This window comes from uncultured Bifidobacterium sp. (assembly GCF_959020145.1).
GTDB lineage: Bacteria > Actinomycetota > Actinomycetes > Actinomycetales > Bifidobacteriaceae > Bifidobacterium.
In genome coordinates, this window is sequence record NZ_CAUEQY010000025.1 from 1 (window position 1) to 16,821 (window position 16,821).

A 16,821-nucleotide genomic window follows, 5' to 3' on the forward strand; every position below is an offset into this window, starting at 1 on the left:
GACGACGTGACATGGCTGATCGGGCCGGGCGATCGTTTCGGCATCGTCGGCGCGAACGGTGCCGGAAAATCGACGTTATTGAAGATTCTTGACGGCACGATCACCCCCACTGTAGGTCATGTGAATATTGGCAAAACCGTGAAATTCGCGGTGCTTTCACAGCGTCTCGACGAATTGGAGAAGCTCGGTAAATACAAGATCAAGGAAGTGCTGAGCCGTTACAAGCCGAGCTATATCGTGGACGGCAAGGAAACCACGCCGGGGCAGATGATGGAGCGTCTCGGATTCGAGTCGGCGCAGCTGATGACGCCGATCAAGGACCTATCGGGTGGTCAGAAGCGTCGTATGCAGTTGCTGCTGATCCTACTGGACGAGCCGAACGTGCTCATCATGGATGAGCCCGGCAATGATCTCGACACCGACATGCTCGCCGTGATGGAGGATCTGCTCGACACTTGGCCGGGAACTCTGATCGTCGTCTCCCATGACCGGTATCTACTCGAACGTGTCACCGATCAGCAGTTCGCGCTGATCGGCGGCAAGGTGCGCCACCTGCCCGGTGGCGTGCAGGATTATCTGGACATGACTGAGGCCATCAAGAACGGCAAGAATCCGTTTGCGGACGAAAAGGCAGGTGCCGGCAAAGGCAAGAGGGGCGGTTCCGCTGGGACTGCCGGTTCCACGACCGAAGGCACCGCAGGCAACTCCGCAAGTGGGTCTGCGACTGCTGAAACCGCATCTTCCGCGCCTTCTACGCCGAAACTTTCCGGCAAGGCCTTTCACGAAGCCTCCAAGCGCGTATCGGCAATCGAGCGCAAACTCGCCAAACTCGAAGAGCAGAAAGCCGATCTTGAGCAGCAAATGGCCGCGCACGACCCCAGCGACTACGAGGGCCTAGGCAAGCTCAACGACCAGCTTCAAGCCGTCACCGACGAGTCCGAAGAACTTGAACTCGAATGGATGGAACTCTCCGAACAGCTCGAGTAGCATTCGTATCGCCCGCGTCAATTACCGGACAGGGTGTGCATGTTGTGGCGGCGGCGCAGCTCCTCCATCGTTTCCGGTGAATGTTGGCCATTCGTGCGACAGCGATGCGTGGCATTCCATGTGCCAATGTCATATTCTTGTTATTGCAGGAAACCTTAGCTGTTCTTGTCGGAGAGACCAATGGAGGTGCCTTATGAATCAAGTGATGCGAAGAAGCGCCTGTTGCTTGTTGTCCAGCTTGTTGTTGTGGTCATGCGTTGGCTGCACGAAAGCTGCACATGAAAGTTTCGGTGATGGCTCCGTACAGAGCGGCAGCGAGAATGATGATGCCGCAAAACAGGCATATAAAGCATTTACTGTGGACGCTCTGGACCGTGTCGCCGTCGATGATCTCAATAGCTCGGGCAAACTGGTTCTAGTAAACAAGCTGGGTGCGAAATCCGTACATGGCGATGATGCTATTTCATTTACAAAAACAGTTGATGACAGCAATATGTATTATGTCATCTCCATGTGTAAGCAGAAGGAGCAGGCTCCCTATTCGTTTGTTCTCTACAAAGATGGACAGCCACACACCCTAACCACTAGGGAGGCCTGTACATCTAACGGAATAGAAACGATCTCTCTCCCGGCAAAGAATTTCCCAGATGCCACCTCATTGTCCATTATCAATATCGGCAATACGGATCTTGTTGTTTCCGTATATGAAGTAAAGGAACCCCATCATGAATAATTTCAGTCATAATGCTCCCTGTCGTGCTGCCATCATCATGGTTTGTGGCATCACGATGAATGCTACTGGGCTAGTTGTTGCAAAACTGGCCGATTAGGTAGATGGGGTAGTAGGTGATGTTGTGGTCGGTTTCGATGTTGCCGGGGCCGAAAACTAATCCTTGGTGAAGGTGATAACTTTCCTCTGCCAACACATTATTAAGCGCTCGATGAACCTTGTTTGATATCTTCTTGCGCCTTGCGAACGTCTATGAGACTGTTGTTTTGCGCAAAAGATGCTACTGCAGCTGGCATGCCTCCAATGATCAGATATTTTCTGAATATCGCAGATCTGACAACAAAAAGGGCTTTCCCGCGTTGAAACGGGAAAGCCCTGTAGGTTTGGGATTAGGCTGATTGGATCAGCGACCGGTGATTTCGGAGCCGAGCACCTTTTCGCTCAAGGCCTTCGGACCGCGCGTCACTGCGACCGCGCCGGAACGAACCAGCTCGATAATGCCGTAATGCTCCAAAAGCCCCAGCAGCGCATCAATCTTGCCTTCGGCACCGGTGGCTTCGATGGTCAGCGATTCCGGATTCACATCGACCACGCGCACGCGGAACAGACGCACGATCTCAAGCACGTCGGAACGGTTGGATTCGTCGGCAGTTACCTTGATAAGCACCAGTTCGCGCTCCACAGTGGTGTTCGGATCCAAATCCACGATTTTCAACACATGCAGCAGCTTGTTGAGCTGCTTGATGATCTGCTCGAGCGGCACCTCATCCACATCGGCGGTCACCGTGACACGCGAAATGTCAGGACGCTCGGTGGGGGAGACGGACAGCGAGTTGATGTTGAACGCACGACGGGCGAACAGGCCGGCAATACGTGCCAGCACGCCCGGACGGTTCTCTACGAGCACGGAAAGCGTATGGCGCTTGGAACCCGGCTGAGATGCAGGATACATTGGTAGACCCTTCCTTACTACTTACTCGTTTGCTCGTTTACTCGTTGTCGGCAGCGGCTTTCGGGCGCTGCAGCGGCTTGATTCCGGGCATATAGGTGACATTGTCGTTGGAATCGCCAGCTGCGACCATCGGCCACACCATAGCGTCCTTCCACACGCGGAAGTCGATAAGCACCGGGCGATCGTTGATTTCGTTGGCCTTCTTGATCGCCTCAATGGCTTCTTCTTCCGTGAACGCACGCATGCCGATGCAACCGTACGCTTCGGCAAGCTTCACGAAATCAGGAACATCCACGATTTCCGGCGTATTCTCTCCATCCATCAGATTGGTGGCGGAATAATGCTCGCCGTAGAACAGGGTCTGCCACTGACGAACCATGCCATACACGGAATTGTTCAGCAGCGCGATCTTGACTGGCGTGTGATCGTGGAACGCGGTCGCCAGCTCTTCAGACGTCATCTGGAAGGAACCGTCGCCGTCAATCAGCCACACCGGCTTCTCGCCCTCATGGAAACGTTCGGAACCGACACGGGCGCCGATGGCGGCCGGCAGTCCGTAACCCATGGTGCCAAGGCCGCCGGAGCTCAGCCAAGAATGCGGCTTCTCGAAATCGATGAGCTGCGTGGCCCACATCTGATGCTGGCCCACACCGGTAACCCAAATCGTGTCAGAATCAGCCAGGTCGGAAAGCTGCTTGATGACCCACTGCGGAGCGAGCGAACCATCGGTCGGCTCGTCCCACTTGATCGGGTACTTTTCACGCCAATCGTTGATGATCTCCCACCAATGCGAAGTGTCAGGCTTGCCATGCACGGCCTGCTCGCGCTTGATTTCCGGAATGAGATCCTTCAGCACGGTTGCCACATCGCCAACGATCGGCACATCCGGCTGACGGTTCTTGCCGATTTCCGCCGGATCGATATCAATGTGAATCACACGTGCACCCGGAGCGAAAGCGTCAAGCTTGCCGGTTACACGATCGTCGAAACGAGCGCCGATCGCAACAAGCAGATCGCAACGCTGCACGGCACCGGTAGCGGCAATCGTGCCATGCATGCCAAGCATGCCAAGCACCTTCGGATCGGAATCAGGCACAACACCGCGTGCGGGCAGCGTGGTGACGATCGGAGCGTTCGTGACTTCCGCCAGCTCCTGCACGAGCTTGCCGGCATCGGAACGTGCCGCGCCGCCGCCCACATACAGCACCGGACGGTACGACTGCTCGAACAGCTTCGCAGCGTCGGAAAGCACACGGCCGTGCGCCTTCGTGGTGGGATTGTAGCCGGGCAGAATCATGCGCTGCGGCCACGAATAGTACATATCGCCGGTCTGCGCGGTTTTGGTGACGTCGACCACCACCGGACCAGGGCGGCCGGAACGTGCCACATAGTGCGCTTCAGCCAGCACACGCGGAATGTCCTGCGCACGCGTGACCAGATAGGAGTGCTTGACCACCGGGTAGGTTGCGCCGACGATATCGGCTTCCTGGAAGGCGTCGGTGCCAATGGCGTTCACGCCGACCTGGCCGGTGATGACCACCATCGGCACGGAATCCATGTTCGCGTCGGCGATCGGGGTGATCATGTTCGTGGCGCCCGGGCCGGACGTGACGATGCACACGCCGACCTGACCGGTCGATACGGCATAGCCTTCAGCCGCATGACCTGCGGCCTGTTCGTGGCGCATCAGCACAAAACGGAAGCTGGTTTCATCATTGATTGCATCGTATACCGGCAGAATCGCGCCGCCTGGAACGCCGAAAACATCCTTGACGCCCAGATCTTCCAGCGAACGTACCAGCGCTTCGGCGCCGGTCATCTTCTCGCCGTCAACAATGGTCTGCTTTTCAGTGGTTGCGGCTGCCTTGGGCATGCCGCTGAATGCCTGCAGGGGCGTAGGTAACACCATGTTCCCTCTCATATTCGCTCGTGGAACTTTCTTACAGGGGTATGCTGCCGCGTTTCGGTGCACGCAATCAGCCGAACCCCATCATCGGAAAGCGGCGCAATCGCTTGTGGCGACTTGCGAATCGCAATCCTTCGCTAGTAATCAGTCTATGCTATCGGCTGACAGGAGAATATGCCGGATTCGTGCCATATTCTGGCGTATTGCGTTCCGCGGCGGTATGAGAGGGCGGATTCGTAGCTGCTTGTTATCTACCTGCGACTACTTACTGGTGTTTTCGCCGTTGCTGCCGTTACTTTCGTTGCCGCTGTGCTTGTGATGATGTTTGCGATGCTTACGGACGTTTTGTGCTTCAGGCTTGCGATTGTCCAGTGCCTTCCAACCTTTTTCGGCTGCGGCGAGTTGCGCCTTGCGTTTGCTGGTGCCTGTGCCGGTGCTGATGATTTCGTCGCTTTCGCCCAGCATGACGTTCGCAGTGAACACTTGCGCATATTCCGGACCGGAAACCGACATCTGGTAGCGCGGTTCGCCGAAGCCCATGCCATGCGCTTTGACGGTAAGCGAGGTTTTCCAATCGAGGGCTGGGCCTTCCGTCGCGACTTCCGCAAGCGTTTCGTCAACAAGATGATGCACAACGCGACGTGCCTCGTCAATGCCATGCTGAATGAACGTCGCACCGATCAACGATTCGACGATATCGCACAGAATCGAGCTTTTATCAGCGCCGCCCTGATCGCTTTCGCCATGACCGAGCAGAATGTACGGGCCTGCATTGAGCTTTTCGCGAGCGATTTTGCTCAAGGATTCCTCGGAAACGGCTTTCGCGCGCATTTTCGCAAGCTGCCCCTCGTTCATGTCGGGGTGTGCCTTGTACAGGGTTTCCGTGGAGACGAGCTCAAGCACGGCGTCGCCAAGGAATTCCAAACGTTCATAGTTTTTTGCGCCCGGATTCTCGTGCGAGAAGGAGCGGTGGGTGAGCGCTTCGACCAGCAGGTCGGGTTCGAGCGTGGTGCCGAGCGCTTCAAGCAGTGCGTTGGCGGTCATCTCGCCTTCGGAAACGGCGGATGCGTCGGCGTTGTTCTGGGTCATAATCGTCCTCGGTTTCGTAGTGGGTATGCGACGGCGAAGCTCGCCGCGCTGTTCGGGACGTTGCGTACGTGGCAACAAGCCAGCGAATCTGGCCGATTGCTATGCAAACAACGATCCCGTTCAGTCTACTCTCCACCCATGTCGAGGCGGAAATGCAGGGAAATGCGCGGATACTAGGTGGATGCGATACTTGGCGGATGCGAGGTGAGATGGTCGGGTGCATGCGAATGCATATGGCCAAGTGCGCAGCCTGAAATATACAAAACCCTGCCACCCGTCGATGGCAGGGTTTCAATGCTTCATGCCGTTACTCGGCAGCCACTCACTTGGTGTGGATGGAGCGGACAGCCTCGCGGTACACGCGGCCGCGGTAGGCGCCGCAGCTCGGGCAGGCCATGTGCGGCAGCGCCGGAGCGCCACAGTTCGGGCAGGTAACGGTCTGGGCGGCCTTGGCCTTCCAGTTTGCGCGGCGAGAATGAGTATTCGCGCGCGAGGTCTTGTACTTAGGCAGTGCCATTGTGTTTCCTCTGTTTCGTTCGAACGATTGAGCTTAAGCGTTCAGTATCTTAACTTGTGCTCCGTACAAATTGCAAAAACCGAGCAAAATCAGCCCTGCCAGCACCCGGATGGACCTTACTCGTTGCCTTCCAGCCGGGCCTTCAAGCCTTCCAAAGCGGCGAAACGAATATCGGTCACATCGTGATGATGGTCCGGATCCTCGTTCAGATCGGCGCCGCACTGAGAGCACAATCCCAAGCAATCAGGCTTGCACAGCGGCTGCAACGGCAGTTCCTCGACCAACGTGTCGCGCAGAAGCGTCTCAATATCGGCCCAGGATCCGCCTTCAAGCAGCGGATACGAATCCTCCGACTCGTCTTCGCCGGCGATAATGTCGACTTCCTCTTCCTTGACGCCGCCCTTGCCGTTTTTGCCGCCCTTGCCGGACGCAACGCTTGCGGACTTGTCTTCATATGGGAAGAACGAAGTGACGTTCACCGTCCAATCGCGCTTGATCGGTTTCAGACAGCGGGTGCATTCGGCGTGCACGGGGGCACTGATGCGGGCGTTGAAAATCAGGCCGTCGACAATGGAGTCGAACGAGCCGACAACGGTCACATCCGCACCCTCCTCAACGCCGACGATCTCATCGCCGATGCCGCTCGGTGCGGGGAACGTTGCGTCGATCTCCTTGCTTTGCCCGGCTCGCGAGGCGACTTGCGCCACGGAAATCGCCCACGGGGAATCTTCGATACGTGCCATGTTCAGCCTTCCATTCAGCTTTCCGGATAGTCGTTTGCGTCAAGATGCGGCACATGCGTGCTCGCTTCGTGCTGGCGATCATACAGTACGTTCAATCCCGCCTGCACGTCGTTGCCAAGCTTGCCGAGCTGCTGTTGCAGCGTTTCCATCACCGTGGTGCAGTATTTGTCAGCTCCCTGCGTGAGATGGTCGGCCCTGGCTTGCGCTTGGTCGAGAATAGCACGCGCCTTCTGCCGAGCCAGTTCGGTCACGTTTTCCTGCCCGGCGAGGAATTGCGCCTGCTCGTTGGCCTCACGTATCGTGTCTGCCGCACGCGATTGCGCCGAAGCGACGATGGCGTTGGCTTGCGTTTGCGCGCTTTCCAAACGTCGTTCCGACTCACGCATCAACGCCGAGGCGCGTTCCAGCTGTACCGGCATCATTTTCTTCAACTGGTCGAGCTGTTCGGTGAATTCGTCGCGGTCGACGCGCACGCTGCCGGGGAAGAACAGTATCGGTTTCGCTTCGTCCAATGCCGATTCGAGTTTGTCGATAATGTCGTACACGGTGGTGAATTCGTCGCGGCTCAAATCGTTGGAATCGTCCAGCGGTGCGTTGGGATTGAACGTGTTGCGTAAATCCGGCAGATCAGACATGGAAATCAACGGTTTGACCGGCTCGGCGGCGCGTGCCGTGGCTTGTGCCTTCTGACCGGATTGGGCCGCCCGATCGGTCGGGCGTTCGGCGGTCACGTCGTCGTCAAACTGGCTGCCGGCCGGATCGTACGCATTCGTTTCTTCACCCATCATGCCCTCTTTTCATTATTGAGCGCTTCTCCGAGTAGCGGAATCACGCAATCGGGCACCATGCCGGTCACATCGCCGCCGTGACGTGCCACATCTTTCACGATCGAACTGGAGATATGTTCCAAATCGGGCGCCGCCGGCAAAAACAGCGTTTCCACGTCGGCAAGCTTGCGATTGACCAGCGCCATACCCAACTCGGCCTCATAATCGCCATTCTGCCGAAGCCCCTTCACGATAACCGTCGCACCGACCTTCTTGCAATAGTCGGTAATCAGTCCGGTTGTTGAAGCAACCTTGATATTGCGGCAATTCCGCTCTTCAAGCGCCTTACGGATAATCTCAACGCGGGTCTCTTCGGAAAACATCGGTGTTTTCGCCGCGTTCACCGCCACTACGACATGCACTTCATCGAAAAAACGCGCGCAACGTTCGATGACGTCCAAATGTCCGGCGGTCACTGGGTCGTACGACCCGGGGCAAACTGCAATTGTCATAGCCTCAAGCGTACCGCGATTGCGTGAAATTACGCGAAGTGTCGGCGAATATGTGGGTTTTCATGGCTATGATGGAGGCAGTGGTGCCGCGGTTGCGGCGTATTTGAGGAGTTGATTATGGCATGTTCGATATTCGATGATCGCGACGGCTTCGTTGACGAGGCCGACCCGGTCTCGCCGCTTTCCAATCCCGACGCGGGTACCGGCACTGCGGTGTTGGAACGCCCCGAAGAGGAGACGAAGCTGGATGATGGCGGCAACGGCGATGCGGATCGTTTCGCGCATTATGTGTCGCGCGATCGCATTGCCGAGTCCCGTCGCACCGGCCGACCGGTGGTGGCGTTGTGCGGCAAGGTGTGGGTGCCGAAGCGTGATCCTTCGCAGTTCCCGGTATGTCCGGATTGCAAGCGTATCTACGACGAAATGATGAATTCCAATTTCTAATCGTTTTTTATCTCTTTCATCGTATGGTGATCTTGGAATTTCGTTGAAATTTCTGAAGATTGCCGAAAGTGATTACATATAAAAAATCTGCCGAGATGGTCTCTATATCGAAATTATTTTTCGATGATTGAGATTGTCTCGGCAGATTTTTATTGCTGTCGCGTTTTATTGTCAGCTTGCCGTTTTGAAAGATCCGCGTTTAGCGCAACGAAATTTCGTCGATGCGACGCAATTCCTCATCGCTGAACGTGGTGTTCTTCAACGCGCCGATATTGTCGAGCAGCTGCTGCGGGCGGGAAGCGCCGACAAGCACGGAGGTCACGTAACCGTCGTGCAGCAGCCAGGCGAGCGCCATTTCGGCAAGCGTCTGCCCGCGTTCGGCGGCAAGATCGTTCAGGTCGCGGATCTGCTGCAGGCGTTCCGGCGTCAACGCGCTTTCCTGCAGGAATCGACCGTCGTGCGCGATGCGGCTGTCTGCGGGCACGCCGTTGAGATAGCGGTTCGTGAGCAGACCCTGTTCGAGCGGCGAGAACGTGATAAGACCTTTGCCAAGCTTTTTGGCGGTTTTCTTCAATCCGTTGCGTTCCACGGTGCGGTCGAAAATGCTGTAACGGTTCTGGTTGATGATGAACGGCACATGCAGCTCATCGAGGATCGCGGTGGCCTTTTCCAGCGTCGGACCATCGTAATTGCTCAGGCCCACGTAGAGTGCCTTGCCGCTTTGCACGGCGGTTGCCAACGCGCCCATGGTTTCTTCGAGCGGCGTGGAGGAATCCATGTGGTGATGGTAGAAAATGTCGACATAGTCGAGACCGAGGCGTTCGAGGCTTTGGTCGAGCGAGGCGAGTAGATATTTGCGGCTGCCGAGATCACCGTAGGGGCCGAGCCACATTTCGTAGCCGGCTTTGGTGCTGATGATCAGTTCGTCGCGATGATGATGGAAATATTCGCGCAGCAGACGGCCGCAGTTCTTTTCCGCACTGCCTGGCTCGGGACCGTAATTGTTGGCGAGATCGAAATGTGTGATGCCGTTGTCGAATGCGGTGAACACGATGTCACGCATAGTGGCGTACGGCGTGATATCGCCGAAATTATGCCAAAAGCCGAGCGAAACCGCTGGAAGTTTCAGGCCGCTCTCGCCCACATGATTGTAGGTCATGGAATCGTATCGAGCGGGTGACGGCGTGTAGACGGTGGTCGGTTCAAGCATGGTTCCTCCTTGAAAACTCTGCGTATTCCGCTGTGCGCTGTGTTGCTTGAGTTGGCGCATGTCGTAAGTTTGTCGACGATACTATCGTCGCACTTCAAGTAAACTTGAATGCAAGTATCGTCGATAGTGTGTTTTCCGATGATTGACAATCGCAAGGAATCGCAAAATCGCTAGAAAAACCTAGAAAATCGTAGAAATGAGAAGGGGAATGGCAACATATACGATTCGTGAAGTCGCGCAACGATTCCATGTGCAGACGTCAACCTTGCGCTATTACGAGGATCAGGGGCTGCTGTGCGACGTGGAGCGCGACGATGCGGGGCGACGCGTGTACACCGACTCGCATATCGGGCGGCTCGAGGCGATCGCCTGCTTCAAACATGCGGGCATGAGCATCGATGAACTCAAACGCTTCTTCGCATACGAAAAAGACGAGCGTGCGCACATTGCGGACATGCTGGAATTGTTGGAATCGCGGCATCAAGCGATTTTGAAACAGCGGGCCGCGCTGGAAGAGGCGTACATGCATGTGTTGCGCAAACTGCACTTGTATCGCGATATTCAGCACAGCATCGAAACGGGGGCGCCATACCCGGATTGGGCGAATTATGATGGCAAGGATTTTCGCGCCGACGATCGGTGAAGTTCGGTGGACTGACGAAGATCAGTGAAGACTGGTTGGCGAAGGGCGGTGACGCCCAGTTGGCGAAAAAGCGGAAAATAAAAGGTGTGGAACCGCAAACTACAGTTCCACACCTTTAGAACACCTAGCAGAACGTCTAATAGAGACTGCTGCGACTCGTTTCAGCCCTACTTCAGCAGAGTGGCCACGGATGGCAGCAGGGCGCGCAACGCCTTGCCGCGATGGGAGATGGCGTTCTTTTCGGCCGGTTCCATCTGCGCGGACGTGAGCTTCTCGCCGGCTTCGACGGCACGCGCCGGCTGATCGTCGGGCACGAACAGCGGGTCGTAGCCGAAGCCATGCTCGCCATGAGGCTCATGCAGCAGCACGCCCGGCATTTCGCCGGTTTCCACGATTTCTTGAGCGATCGCATAACGACCATCGGCGCCTGCGCCTGCTTCGGTTTGCGGCACCACCAGCGCGGCCGCGCAACGGAAACGCGCGGTACGCTTGGCATCCGGAATGTCGGCGATCTGCGCGAGCAGCAGCGCGTTGTTGGCTTTGTCATCGCCATGCTTGCCCGCCCAACGTGCGGAAAGAATGCCGGGGGCATTGCCCATCACGTCCACAATCAGACCGGAATCGTCGGCGATTGCCGGGCAGCCCGTACGTGCGGCCACATCACGGGCCTTGAGCAGCGCGTTCTCTTGGAAGGTCACGCCATCTTCCACCGGATCCGGCAGATTCAGCGAACCGGCCGACACCAGCTCCACCTGATCCGCGTTCGCACCCAGGCAATCTTCCAGAATGCGGTTGATTTCAACGAGTTTGCCCTCGTTATGCGTTGCGACGATAATTCTCACGTTCCGATTCCTTTCGTTGCTGTTCGTTGCTTCGTTGATGTCGGCTTGCCTGACGTGCGTTTGACGTGCCCTGACTTGCCTAACCTACGATTGGTTTGCGAGGCCAGCCTGCGGTTGGCTTACGTCCGACTTGCAGCCTTCAGTCCTGTGCGAGCGCGGACTGCTGTGCGGCCTGCAGTTCCTTGTTGCCCTTTTCCGCCAGGTCAAGCAGCGCGTTCAACTCGGCGCGGTTGAACGGGCGGTGTTCGGCAGTGCCCTGAATTTCAATGAATTCGCCGGAACCGGTCATGGCCACGTTCATATCGGTCATGGCCTTGCTGTCTTCGATGTACGGCAGGTCAAGCATCGGTGTGCCATCGATCACGCCTACGGACACGGCGGAAACGCTGTCTTTGATCACGCGCTCGGCGGACCTGATGTGCTTGTGCTTCTCGGCCCAGCGCATGGCGTCCACGAGCGCCACATATGCGCCGGTGATCGACGCTGTTCGGGTGCCGCCGTCGGCCTGCAGCACGTCGCAGTCGATCTGCACCTGGTTTTCGCCGAGTGCCTTCATATCAACCACGCCACGCAGGCAGCGACCGATCAGTCGGCTGATCTCATGCGTGCGTCCGCCGATCTTGCCACGCACGGATTCACGATCGGTGCGGTCTGCAGTGGCTCGCGGCAGCATCGCATATTCCGCGGTGACCCAGCCCAAGCCGGAGTCCTTGCGCCAACGTGGCACGCCTGCGGTGAACGTGGCCGTGCACATCACTCGCGTATTGCCGCATTCCACAAGCACGGATCCTTCCGGAACATCCGTGAAATGACGGGTGATGCGCACCGGACGCAGCTCATCCACCTTGCGTCCGTCCGTACGAATCATCGTTTCGCCCAACAAGTCTTTAATCGCTACCATCGCTGACTTCTCTGCTTTCGATTGATCACACGATCAACAATCGTTTGTATTTTCCGAAAAAACAGTATCACCAGCCGAAAACCCGTCTTTCCGTCTTGAACTCGCCTCTTGCTGCACCTCAATTTGCCTATCCCAATTTGCGTCGTGCCCGAATTTGCGCGCATCTCACGTTTGTCTCACGTAATACAGGCATGCAAGCACGTATGATGGAACGAAAACCTGTGCTTGGCCACGGCGAGGCCTACACTTATGGTCAGTTTCACCAAAAGTCAGAAAGGCTTTGGAAATGCTGGATTATTCACCTGCACTCATGACCGACATGTACGAATACACCATGCTTGACGCGTGCCTGAGGGACGGCACCGCCAATCGCAAGTGCGTATTCGAGATTTTCACCCGTCATCTGCCGCTTGGCCGCCACTATGGGGTGGCCGCCGGCCAAGGTCGTATTCTTGACGCACTTGAAAATTTCCATCTTGACGATAATGATCTGAAATTCCTTGCAGATCGCAAAGTAGTGGGCCCTGAAACTATCAAATGGCTTGAGAATTTCCATTTTTCCGGTTCGATCAAGGGCTATCGCGAAGGTGAGATGTTCTTCCCGAATTCGCCGATTCTGCAAGTCGAAGGCACGTTCGGCGAGTGCACGCTGCTGGAAACGCTGTTGCTGAGCATTCTGAATTACGATTCCGCGGTTGCGTCGGCCGCGTCCCGCATGGTCAGCGCCGCGAAGGATCGCCCGTGCATGGATATGGGCGGGCGCCGTACGAACGAGTGGGCCGCCGTTGCCGCTGCCCGTGCTGCGGTAGTGGGCGGATTCAAGGGCACGGCCAATCTGCTGGCCGCGCAAATGTATGGCTTGAATGCCATCGGCACGGCCGCACACTGCTTCACGCTGGTGCATGATGATGAGCGCAGCGCGTTTGAATCGCAGATTGCCGCGCTCGGCAAGAACACCACACTGTTGGTTGACACGTACAACATTGAAGAGGCCGTGAAGACAGCTGTTGAAGTGGCCGGACCCGAATTGGGCGGCGTGCGCATCGATTCCGGCGATCTGGCGTCGTTGGCGCAGCGCGTGCGCAACCAGCTGGATGCGTTGGGCGCTACCAACACGAAGATCACCGTTACCAACGATTTGGACGAGTATGCGCTCGCTTCGCTGCAGACCGCGCCGGTCGATTCGTATGGCGTGGGCACCATGCTCGTCACCGGATCGGGCGCTCCGACCTGTGCGATGGTGTACAAGCTGACTGAACGCGAGAATTCCGCTGGTGACATGCAGCCGGTGGCCAAGAAGTCGAAAGACAAGGCCACGGTTCCGGGCCGCAAGCTCGCCTTCCGTTCGTACGAGTATTCGCTGGCCGACTGCGAACATGTGATTTCCGGCTCCGAAGAGCAGCTGGCCGCCTATCAGCCGGAAGAAGGCTGGAAGGATCTGCTGGTCGGCTACGTGAGCAACGGCGAAATCAACTCCGATTATCAGGGACACGAGGCCATCGTCAACGCGCATAATTACCGCGCCCAGGCGCTGGCCGAACTGCCGATCGGCGCGCAAAGCCTCATGAAGGGCGACCCGGTAATCCCTACCGAAATCACCGTCCTTTGACTCGTGCTACCATCATGCTGGTTGCGTACGGCAATCAATCTCGTAATCAACCAGCATGAAGGGGTAGGATTACATGCGAGCATTTTCTCTGGTTACGTTGAGTCCGGAGGCGTTTGACGATTTTTCCGCACATCACGCGGACGGCAACTTCCAGCAGACCTCTGCCGCAGGCCGTCTGCGTGCCGGCCAAGGGATCGAAGTGGAATACCTTGGCGTTCAAGAAAACGGCACAATCGTTGCGGGAGCGCTGTTCGAAACGCATCGCAGCCGCCTTTCCACCTTCAGTGTGGTGCACGATGGCCCCTTGTGTGACTATCGCGATCGCGAATTGACCGAATATTTCATGACCCAACTCAAGCAGCACGCGAAGGCGAAAGGTTCCGCACAGATGGAAATCGTGCCGGAAATGCCATACTGCCTGCATGACTCGCGTGGCGGCGAACTGCCAGCCGACCAAGGTGGTGCTCCTGCTGATGATGCCGTGGAAACGTTGAAAAACCTCGGCTTCATGCATGACGGCTTCACCATCGGCTACACTGCGGTGCCGCGCTGGCGTTACCTGAAAGACCTGACTGGCATTACCGACGAAAAGTCACTGCTCAAGTCGTATGACAAGCGCACGCAGTGGAGCGTGAAACGTGCCGCATCCATGGGCGTGCATGTGCGCGAGCTAGGCGAAGACGAGCTGCAGGTGTTTGCCGACATCGAGCAGGCCACCGCCGAACGCCGTAATTTCGAATATCGTGGTGAAGCCTACTTCCGCAAGTTCAAGCAAGCTTACGGCAGCAAAGCCCACTTCATGGTGGCGCAGATTCACATCGGCGAATACATTGCCGACATGGAATCCAAGTGTGACGCCTTGCGGAAGAAGGTCGATGTGCTGCAGGCCAAGTACGACGAGCATCCGACCACCAAAACGGAACGCCAGCTAGGGGAGGAATCCCGAAACTTGGCGGCGGCGGAAAAACGTTTGACCGAGGCGGCCGAGTACGCCAAAGACGGTGACGTGCTTCCGGCGGCAGCATCCCTATTCGTGGAACACGCTCGTGAAACGGTGTATCTGTTCTCGGGCAGTGTGGAAAAGTACAAGCCGTTCTACGCTTCCGCGCTCATTCAGCATGATGCCATGCTGCATTTGTGTGTGGAACGCGGTGTGACCCGCTACAACTTCTACGGCATCAACGGCGTGTTCGACGATCCGGAAGATGAGGGTCGTGGCGTACTCGAATTCAAGCAAGGCTTCAACGGGTACGTCGAGGAACTCATGGGCTCATTCGTGCTTCCCGTACGCCCGCTGACCTTCAAACTCAAGACCGCCCTCCGCAAACTCCTGCGCCACTAGCTATTAGCTCACCTTCCGCTTGGAGGATTCTGGGTGGGGGCTTATAGGTGCGCGAGGGTTATGTGAACGCTGTTGACGGCGACTGTAGGCCGGACTAGGTTATCGCTTTTGGTGAAAAGGGATTTTAGCCAGTTGGGATAGTGAAAGGTAGTTACGGATCGTGATGCGCGAAGTGAATGCGAGTGAGGAACAAGAGCAAGAATCGTCTGAATGGAATGTGCGCTAGCTGAGCGGTAGTGAGTTTGATGAGCTTTCCGCCGCGAGCAGATACGGCGGATTCCAGCAGACTTCCGAAATGGCGGCATTGGCTCAGTCCGACGGCATGCAAACGCAATACGTCGGATTGGTGGATTCGCACGATGCTCCGGTGGCTGGCGCGTTGGTGGCTTTTTCGCAAGGGCGTTTCGGCGTGGAAGGCTCGTTATGGCTTGGCCCGTTGTGCAATGGGAATAACAGAGAGCAGATGACCGCGTTGACCGAAGGTTTGCGCGAGGCCGCCGAACGGGTTCACGCCATCAGCCTGACGTGCTGGCCCAACCAGGTGTATTGCGTTCGTGATTCGCAAGGCAAGGCCATGGCCGAACCCAATGATGAGATGGTGCGGGAGTACGAGCGGCTGGGTTGGAAGCATGCTGGCTTTACCCGTGGATACGATGCCCTGATGAACCGTTGGAATTACGTCAAGGACTTGAGAGAGTTCTCGAACGCCGGCGAGCTGCTCGCTTCGTATGCGAAGAACACGCGTCGTAACGTCAAGATCGCGCGGAACAGCGGCGTGGAGGTTCGACGCCTGAATCGCAGTGAGCTGAACGTGTTCCACGATATTTGCGAGCTGAGTAGCGAACGCCAGCATTTCGCCAACCGTAGCCTTGATTACTTCGAACGCGTATATGATGCGTTTGGAGACAAGGCCGAGTTCATGGTGGCGGAAGTGCATCTTGACCGCTATTTGCAATCCTGGGAGGAAAAGCTGGCGAAGTTCTCGAAAGACGTGGAACGCTTGGAGCGTTCGCTTGAGCATACGAAGTACCCGGATGATGTGCGCAAGAAGCTCGATACGGCTCAGAAGAATGTGGAGTCCGCACGTCGCCGCATTGAGGATGCGAACGAGCGCATCGCTCGTGATGGCGAGGTGGTGCCGGTCGCCGTAGGTCTGTTCATGTGGCATGAACGCGAGCTGGTGTATTTCTCCAGCGGATCCGACGATCGTTACGCCAAGTTCTACGCGCCCACCGCCTTACAGCATGAGATGATGTCGCGTTGCTTGGAACGCGGAGTGACGCGGTACAACTTCTATGGCATTTCGGGAGTGTTCGACGATCCGGAAGACGATGGACGCGGCGTGCTCGAGTTCAAGCAGGGCTTCAACGGCTACGTTGAGGAACTGCCGGGCGAATTCACGCTTCCGGTGAGCAAGCTGCGCTACGGCGTGAGCGATTTGGCCCACAAACTCCTGCGCCACTAGTTTTAGGGGGGTTTCAGCCATGCTTGGCGCGACGCGGATTTGCGTGGGGTGAGACTTTCTGGTACGCTTTATGTCTTGTGCGCGGATGGCGTGTGCTTCCGGGCATTGCCACTTTAGCTCAGTCGGTAGAGCGGCTCACTCGTAATGAGCAGGTCGACAGTT

General features: G+C 56.8%; 17 protein-coding genes. 7 read left to right on the top strand and 10 right to left on the bottom strand.

The genetic code is table 11. The annotated features are described in order from the left end of the window. Together Q5H33_RS06610 and Q5H33_RS06615 are read left to right on the top strand one after the other, a co-directional pair. The coding region (locus Q5H33_RS06610; RefSeq protein ID WP_302423650.1) for an ATP-binding cassette domain-containing protein at window positions 1-987 on the top strand (987 nt) is incomplete at its 5' end. 193 nt (window positions 988-1,180) lie between these two features. Beyond that, entirely contained in the window at window positions 1,181-1,720 is a 540-nt protein-coding gene (locus Q5H33_RS06615) for a hypothetical protein (RefSeq protein ID WP_055062978.1), read from the top strand. Between the two features lie 400 nt (window positions 1,721-2,120). On the opposite strand, the gene ilvN is transcribed toward Q5H33_RS06615, so the two are convergent. From ilvN to coaD, 7 genes are all read right to left on the bottom strand, one after another. Continuing rightward, on the bottom strand, window positions 2,121-2,669 hold the full coding sequence (gene ilvN / locus Q5H33_RS06620; RefSeq protein ID WP_004220173.1) for an acetolactate synthase small subunit: 549 nt from the start codon (window positions 2,667-2,669) through the stop codon (window positions 2,121-2,123). A gap of 37 nt (window positions 2,670-2,706) precedes the next feature. Beyond that, window positions 2,707-4,578: an acetolactate synthase large subunit gene (locus Q5H33_RS06625; RefSeq protein WP_095279229.1), complete on the bottom strand. Its 1,872-nt coding sequence runs from the start codon at window positions 4,576-4,578 to the stop codon at window positions 2,707-2,709. A gap of 258 nt (window positions 4,579-4,836) precedes the next feature. Then, window positions 4,837-5,619, bottom strand: a complete 783-nt coding sequence (gene rnc / locus Q5H33_RS06630) for a ribonuclease III (protein WP_218054039.1) — start codon at window positions 5,617-5,619, stop codon at window positions 4,837-4,839. A 367-nt stretch (window positions 5,620-5,986) separates the two neighbouring features. Beyond that, entirely contained in the window at window positions 5,987-6,181 is a 195-nt protein-coding gene (gene rpmF, locus Q5H33_RS06635) for a 50S ribosomal protein L32 (RefSeq protein WP_004220165.1), read from the bottom strand. 116 nt (window positions 6,182-6,297) lie between these two features. After that, a complete protein-coding gene (locus tag Q5H33_RS06640; RefSeq protein WP_004220163.1) occupies window positions 6,298-6,924 on the bottom strand; it encodes a DUF177 domain-containing protein in 627 nt (208 codons plus the stop codon). Between the two features lie 14 nt (window positions 6,925-6,938). Further along, window positions 6,939-7,712: a cell division protein gene (locus tag Q5H33_RS06645; RefSeq protein ID WP_065438934.1), complete on the bottom strand. Its 774-nt coding sequence runs from the start codon at window positions 7,710-7,712 to the stop codon at window positions 6,939-6,941. After that, window positions 7,709-8,203, bottom strand: a complete 495-nt coding sequence (coaD, locus tag Q5H33_RS06650) for a pantetheine-phosphate adenylyltransferase (protein ID WP_004220158.1) — start codon at window positions 8,201-8,203, stop codon at window positions 7,709-7,711. The genes Q5H33_RS06645 and coaD overlap by 4 nt, the downstream gene beginning before the upstream one ends. A gap of 117 nt (window positions 8,204-8,320) precedes the next feature. Here coaD and Q5H33_RS06655 point away from each other — a divergent pair, with 117 nt between their 5' ends. Continuing rightward, on the top strand, window positions 8,321-8,647 hold the full coding sequence (locus tag Q5H33_RS06655; RefSeq protein WP_065438933.1) for a DUF3039 domain-containing protein: 327 nt from the start codon (window positions 8,321-8,323) through the stop codon (window positions 8,645-8,647). 199 nt (window positions 8,648-8,846) lie between these two features. Here the strand turns inward: Q5H33_RS06655 and Q5H33_RS06660 are convergent, their stop codons facing one another. Then, a complete protein-coding gene (locus Q5H33_RS06660) occupies window positions 8,847-9,857 on the bottom strand; it encodes an aldo/keto reductase (RefSeq protein ID WP_022244552.1) in 1,011 nt (336 codons plus the stop codon). A gap of 208 nt (window positions 9,858-10,065) precedes the next feature. Between Q5H33_RS06660 and Q5H33_RS06665 the strand changes: the two genes are divergently transcribed. Next, on the top strand, window positions 10,066-10,500 hold the full coding sequence (locus tag Q5H33_RS06665; RefSeq protein WP_065435455.1) for a MerR family transcriptional regulator: 435 nt from the start codon (window positions 10,066-10,068) through the stop codon (window positions 10,498-10,500). Between the two features lie 167 nt (window positions 10,501-10,667). Here Q5H33_RS06665 and Q5H33_RS06670 read toward each other — a convergent pair whose 3' ends face one another. Next, complete coding sequence (locus Q5H33_RS06670) at window positions 10,668-11,342, bottom strand: non-canonical purine NTP pyrophosphatase (protein ID WP_240813431.1); 675 nt, start codon at window positions 11,340-11,342, stop codon at window positions 10,668-10,670. A 139-nt stretch (window positions 11,343-11,481) separates the two neighbouring features. Next, window positions 11,482-12,243, bottom strand: a complete 762-nt coding sequence (rph, locus tag Q5H33_RS06675) for a ribonuclease PH (protein ID WP_004220147.1) — start codon at window positions 12,241-12,243, stop codon at window positions 11,482-11,484. A 286-nt stretch (window positions 12,244-12,529) separates the two neighbouring features. Here rph and Q5H33_RS06680 point away from each other — a divergent pair, with 286 nt between their 5' ends. The 3 genes from Q5H33_RS06680 (at window position 12,530) to Q5H33_RS06690 (ending at window position 16,659) form a co-directional block, all read left to right on the top strand. After that, window positions 12,530-13,852, top strand: coding sequence for a nicotinate phosphoribosyltransferase (locus Q5H33_RS06680; protein WP_022244555.1), 1,323 nt, complete (start codon window positions 12,530-12,532; stop codon window positions 13,850-13,852). 73 nt (window positions 13,853-13,925) lie between these two features. Next, on the top strand, window positions 13,926-15,194 hold the full coding sequence (locus Q5H33_RS06685) for an aminoacyltransferase (protein ID WP_065437690.1): 1,269 nt from the start codon (window positions 13,926-13,928) through the stop codon (window positions 15,192-15,194). Between the two features lie 226 nt (window positions 15,195-15,420). Next, window positions 15,421-16,659: an aminoacyltransferase gene (locus Q5H33_RS06690; protein ID WP_302423661.1), complete on the top strand. Its 1,239-nt coding sequence runs from the start codon at window positions 15,421-15,423 to the stop codon at window positions 16,657-16,659. Window positions 16,660-16,821: the final 162 nt, after the last annotated feature.

Excerpts from the sequence above, each read along its gene's own strand:
- ilvN (WP_004220173.1), bottom strand. The coding sequence starts at position 2,669 with ATGTATCCTGCATCTCAGCCGGGTTCCAAGCGCCATACGCTTTCCGTG.
- Q5H33_RS06640 (WP_004220163.1), bottom strand. The coding sequence starts at position 6,924 with ATGGCACGTATCGAAGATTCCCCGTGGGCGATTTCCGTGGCGCAAGTC.
- rph (WP_004220147.1), bottom strand. The coding sequence starts at position 12,243 with ATGGTAGCGATTAAAGACTTGTTGGGCGAAACGATGATTCGTACGGAC.
- Q5H33_RS06655 (WP_065438933.1), top strand. The coding sequence starts at position 8,321 with ATGGCATGTTCGATATTCGATGATCGCGACGGCTTCGTTGACGAGGCC.
- Q5H33_RS06665 (WP_065435455.1), top strand. The coding sequence starts at position 10,066 with ATGGCAACATATACGATTCGTGAAGTCGCGCAACGATTCCATGTGCAG.
- Q5H33_RS06625 (WP_095279229.1), bottom strand. The coding sequence starts at position 4,578 with ATGGTGTTACCTACGCCCCTGCAGGCATTCAGCGGCATGCCCAAGGCA.
- rnc (WP_218054039.1), bottom strand. The coding sequence starts at position 5,619 with ATGACCGCCAACGCACTGCTTGAAGCGCTCGGCACCACGCTCGAACCC.
- Q5H33_RS06645 (WP_065438934.1), bottom strand. The coding sequence starts at position 7,712 with ATGATGGGTGAAGAAACGAATGCGTACGATCCGGCCGGCAGCCAGTTT.
- Q5H33_RS06615 (WP_055062978.1), top strand. The coding sequence starts at position 1,181 with ATGAATCAAGTGATGCGAAGAAGCGCCTGTTGCTTGTTGTCCAGCTTG.
- rpmF (WP_004220165.1), bottom strand. The coding sequence starts at position 6,181 with ATGGCACTGCCTAAGTACAAGACCTCGCGCGCGAATACTCATTCTCGC.
- Q5H33_RS06685 (WP_065437690.1), top strand. The coding sequence starts at position 13,926 with ATGCGAGCATTTTCTCTGGTTACGTTGAGTCCGGAGGCGTTTGACGAT.
- Q5H33_RS06660 (WP_022244552.1), bottom strand. The coding sequence starts at position 9,857 with ATGCTTGAACCGACCACCGTCTACACGCCGTCACCCGCTCGATACGAT.
- coaD (WP_004220158.1), bottom strand. The coding sequence starts at position 8,203 with ATGACAATTGCAGTTTGCCCCGGGTCGTACGACCCAGTGACCGCCGGA.
- Q5H33_RS06680 (WP_022244555.1), top strand. The coding sequence starts at position 12,530 with ATGCTGGATTATTCACCTGCACTCATGACCGACATGTACGAATACACC.